Origin of the sequence: Pseudoalteromonas shioyasakiensis (genome assembly GCF_022398475.1) — a bacterium.
Lineage (GTDB): Bacteria > Pseudomonadota > Gammaproteobacteria > Enterobacterales > Alteromonadaceae > Pseudoalteromonas.
Genome location: NZ_JAKEVM010000225.1, coordinates 1 through 4,006 on the forward strand (window position 1 = coordinate 1; position 4,006 = coordinate 4,006).

The following is a 4,006-nucleotide window of genomic DNA, read 5'->3' on the forward strand; positions in this document are numbered from 1 at the left end:
TCTATATAATATTATGCACTTTCTTATTATTGGTTTTTTAGCCAGTGAAATTATTACTATTGCCAGCAAAGCGTATTTATATCGAAGAGACAGCTAGATGACAAAACAGCTCAGTAATACCATTCGGGAACTTCGATTTCATCACAACGAAATGACTCAGCAAGCATTGGCAGAGGCAGTTGGCGTTTCAAGGCAAACTATAGTAGCAATTGAAAAAGGTAAATATTCACCCTCGCTCGAGGTGGCTTTTAAGATTGCTCAACTGTTTGATAAGAAACTAGACGACGTGTTTTCGTATCAGTAATTAACAAAAAAGGTTAGCCAAAGAGCTAACCTTTTTTAAATTCGTATCATTTAATTTTATGACTGCTGATTTTTGAACTGCGCTTTGGCTTGCTCAACTTCATCATCACTGATACCCACTGATTCAGCCGCTTCTTTAATAAGGTGTGGCTGCGTCATCACTAATGCCATCAATTGTTGAAGCTTTTCTGGTGGGATACCTAACTGTTGGACCAGACCCATTGCCATCATTGGGTTTTCCATAAACGCTTGAAACAGCTCACGCACTTTCTCGTCACTTACATTGTGCTCTTTGAGCATTGCAATAATAGGGTTCATATTAACCTTTACTTTTAACTACTAATAAAACCAATAATATGGGCAAATTGATGTTATTCAACTAACATCACCACTTTTCCCGAGTTTTCGTTGTTATCTAAAATACGGTGAGCCTCATTCGCTTCTTGCCAATTTAAGGTTTTATAGATATTGCAATCGAACAGCCCGTTGGCCAAGTCATCATAAAAGCGCGAAATAAACTGCTCTTTTAAATGACGTTTAAACTCAATTGAACGATTACGCAAAGTTGATGCATGAAAGGAAATACGTTTGCTAAGCAGCCTTGCAAAGTCAACCTCAGCAAAGCGCGCATCTAAAAACGCTAACATCACAATTTGGCAATCCATTGCTGCAACGGCAGCATTTTTATTTAAATAGCTTCCTGAGACAGGATCAACAATGGTATTAGCCTGAAAATTATTGGCTTTGAAATACTCTACAAAGTCGGTGGTTTTATAATTAATGGTGTGGTCTGCACCAAGCTGTTTGGCATGCTCACACTTTTCATCGCTGCCTGCGGTGATCACCACTTGAGCGCCTGCGCGTTTTGCCATTTGAATTGCCGCCCCACCGACACCACTAGCTCCCGCATGGATCAGTGCCGTCTGCCCCGCTTTGAGCTGACCTAATTGAAATAAGGCAGAAAAAGCCGTTAAGTATACTTCACTGATAGCAGCGCCTTGGGCCATTGTCATTTCATCTGGTAACGGCATTACTTGTGCAGCATCAACGGCAACATACTCGCTGTAAGCACCGCCCGCACACAAGGCAAAAACGCGTTTATTAAGCCAATCTCCCGATACTGCACTGCCTTGCTCAACAATGGTACCGGCGCATTCTAACCCTAGAATTTCACTGTCACCTTTGGGCGCAGGATATTTACCTTGTCGCTGTAAACAATCTGCCCGATTAACGCCGATTGCTGCAACAGCAATAAGAACTTCGTTATCTTTTAGGGCTGGTTTATCTGTTTGCGCAAAATGTAACTGTGAGTCTTCGTGCTTAATATAACGCATATCACCTTCTATTTAATTCGTTGCCAGATCTCAGCTTCGACTAATTTGCCATTTTCATACAAGGTGTGGTGCCACAAGTCACCTTTTATTTTGTAATCAAATGCCATGGTCTTACCAAGTAGTGAAGGAACATTACCATAGGAAAAAGTTTCGATAAATTGCTGGTCTTGCAAAACATATTTGCCGCCACCAGCATAATGAAAGTTGCCTTGCTTTTGGGTGATATAGCTAAAATGACTGGGTGTAATCAGTTTAACAGAGGTAATTTCTGGCGCTTTTGCCGTCACATAGCCGTCATTGGTTGCATATTTGCCTTCAACAAATTGCCAGCTACCTAATAACGGATTGGCGCTTACCATAGACGAAATAAATAAACTCGATAATAACAGTGTGTTTTTCATAGTGCGTTCCTTAGCAATTTTTTCAATAGCATACGCTAACACTATGTTCCTATTAAACAGTTATAGCTTGAGATTTTTTCATTTGAGCTCTCATCGACGAAAAGCGCCAAGACTGCTTATAAGGATAAACATCAAGCAATTGCCCATCGTTTATCGCAGTTTGTAATTGCTGCCACATCGTGGCAGTGAAAATATCTTGATGTGCAGCATTGAAGTGATCAAACGCTCGCTTATTAGCGCTAAAAAATACTTTAAACTGGCTCGGAAATACGTCGTTTTCTGCGATATCAAAGTAGCTTTCGCTGCTGAGCTCATCTAATGAGTCATCGGTTTTTGGCAGCTCTCTAAATTGACACTCTGTCATCGGACAAATTTCATCGTAGTCATAAAACACCACTCTTCCCCAACGGGTTACACCAAAGTTTTTCATCAGCATATCACCGGGGAAAATATTAGCCCCCGCAAGCTCTTTTATCGCTTTACCGTAATCAACCATTACTTGCTGCAGTTTTCGCTCATCACAGTCGTTGATATACAAATTAAGCGGCGTCATTTTGCGCTCTACATACACATGGCGCAATATAAGTGCATTCCCTGAAATCACTAAGCTATCGCCAATTTGCTGCTGCATTGTTTGTATAAGCTCATCACTAAATCGGCTTAAATCAAACGCTAAATAACGAAATTCGTGGGTATCAACTAGCCGGCCTACTCGGTCGGCTTGTTTAACAAAGTCGTACTTAGCCATTACTTGTTGTTTGGTGGCCGTTTTTGGCGCACTAAATTTATCCTTTATTACCTTGTACACATAATCTGAGCCTGGGGTGGTAAATACCAGCATCACCATGCCCGGTGTACCCGGCGCAAGTGTGTATTTATCGTCAACGGGGCTATTACGGGTGGTATCAACTTTATAACGATAAAACTCGGTTTTCGCGTGTTTGATAAAGCCTATGGCATTAAACAGCTCAAAACGTTGCTTATGAGGCATTAAAACACTGAGGTAATCAACATATCGGGCGGGTTGGTCAGTGTCGACCATAAAATAAGTACGCGCAAAGCCAAACAACAAGCTGAGTTGATCAGCTCCCATCATCACAGCATCAATGTGAAGACCTTTTTCACTGTTTAATAGCGCAATCGCAAATGGCATGTTATCGCCATTTTTAGCAATACAACGACCTATGATGTAGCACGCTTTATTTCTGAAAAACAATGAATTAGCGTATTCAATATAGCCATCGTTGAGAGCAAGCAGCTCATAAACTTGTGGGCATTGTTGTTTCGCTCCAGCAATCAAGGTACGCTGTAACATGGCAACATCATCAGTAAAATCAGCGTATTGTGACCGAAATACATGGCGCTTGATCAAGCTACTAATCGCACTTTCAAAGCCATTTTGCAGGGAAATGCGGCTAACCAATGAATCAAAGGGTCTTGGCCCCAGTTGATATCGTGCTTTTAGTACAAACAAGTGCACATTGCGGATTTTTCGTGAGTCCCAAATTGCACCGAAGGTTGAGTTAAAAAAGGTATGAGCAATAGGCTGGTTTTCATGGCTTTGCACCATTTCTGCGTATATTTGTTTGGCTAATAACCAAAGCGCTGGGTCGTCTACTTCGCTATAAGCAATAATTTTTACCGCTTGGCTTACTTTTTTTACTTGCCCTTCGTAAACTTGCAATCGCGATTTCATAGCCCCTTGAACTTGATGCCACTGGCGCTGTTCAAAACGACTTTGTGCACCGAGGGTAATATTTAGAAACTCTGCAAACATAGCCTCAAAGCCAGCATACACCGCACGGGCAAGCTTAGTCGCTACGACCTGATTTAACTGTTCGCTGTGTGATTTAACAGCCAAATGTGAACTTTGCTGTGGCATTATTTTTATCGCTTATGCTGATTATTTTAGTCGCCTTGTTTACACACAATAGCAAGCGCGCTTTAATTTAGGTAATTAATAAAGAT

At 41.3% G+C, this 4,006-nt stretch carries 5 protein-coding genes; 1 reads left to right on the plus strand and 4 read right to left on the minus strand.

The window, feature by feature from the left end; all coding sequences use genetic code 11:
• The first annotated feature begins 97 nt into the window (after positions 1-97).
• Complete coding sequence (locus tag L1D51_RS20750) at positions 98-304, plus strand: helix-turn-helix transcriptional regulator (RefSeq protein ID WP_054552938.1); 207 nt, start codon at positions 98-100, stop codon at positions 302-304.
• Positions 305-360: 56 nt separating this feature from the next.
• Here the strand turns inward: L1D51_RS20750 and L1D51_RS20755 are convergent, their stop codons facing one another.
• The 4 genes from L1D51_RS20755 to aceK are packed head-to-tail and all read right to left on the minus strand — an operon-like array spanning position 361 to position 3,920.
• On the minus strand, positions 361-621 hold the full coding sequence (locus L1D51_RS20755; protein WP_054561248.1) for a DUF2999 family protein: 261 nt from the start codon (positions 619-621) through the stop codon (positions 361-363).
• 53 nt (positions 622-674) lie between these two features.
• Positions 675-1,637 carry a zinc-binding dehydrogenase gene (locus L1D51_RS20760; RefSeq protein ID WP_239964727.1) on the minus strand — a complete coding sequence of 321 codons (963 nt, stop codon included), beginning with the start codon at positions 1,635-1,637 and terminating at the stop codon, positions 675-677.
• An 8-nt stretch (positions 1,638-1,645) separates the two neighbouring features.
• Positions 1,646-2,038: a hypothetical protein gene (locus tag L1D51_RS20765; protein ID WP_054561986.1), complete on the minus strand. Its 393-nt coding sequence runs from the start codon at positions 2,036-2,038 to the stop codon at positions 1,646-1,648.
• Between the two features lie 52 nt (positions 2,039-2,090).
• The gene (aceK, locus tag L1D51_RS20770; protein ID WP_239964729.1) at positions 2,091-3,920 is read right to left on the minus strand and encodes a bifunctional isocitrate dehydrogenase kinase/phosphatase; all 1,830 of its coding nucleotides are present in this window, start codon (positions 3,918-3,920) and stop codon (positions 2,091-2,093) included.
• Between the last annotated feature and the right edge of the window lie 86 nt (positions 3,921-4,006).

What these genes read in the sequence shown, in the direction of transcription:
- L1D51_RS20750 (WP_054552938.1), top strand. Translation starts at nt 98, where the DNA reads ATGACAAAACAGCTCAGTAATACCATTCGGGAACTTCGATTTCATCAC.
- L1D51_RS20760 (WP_239964727.1), bottom strand. Translation starts at nt 1,637, where the DNA reads ATGCGTTATATTAAGCACGAAGACTCACAGTTACATTTTGCGCAAACA.
- aceK (WP_239964729.1), bottom strand. Translation starts at nt 3,920, where the DNA reads ATGCCACAGCAAAGTTCACATTTGGCTGTTAAATCACACAGCGAACAG.
- L1D51_RS20765 (WP_054561986.1), bottom strand. Translation starts at nt 2,038, where the DNA reads ATGAAAAACACACTGTTATTATCGAGTTTATTTATTTCGTCTATGGTA.
- L1D51_RS20755 (WP_054561248.1), bottom strand. Translation starts at nt 621, where the DNA reads ATGAACCCTATTATTGCAATGCTCAAAGAGCACAATGTAAGTGACGAG.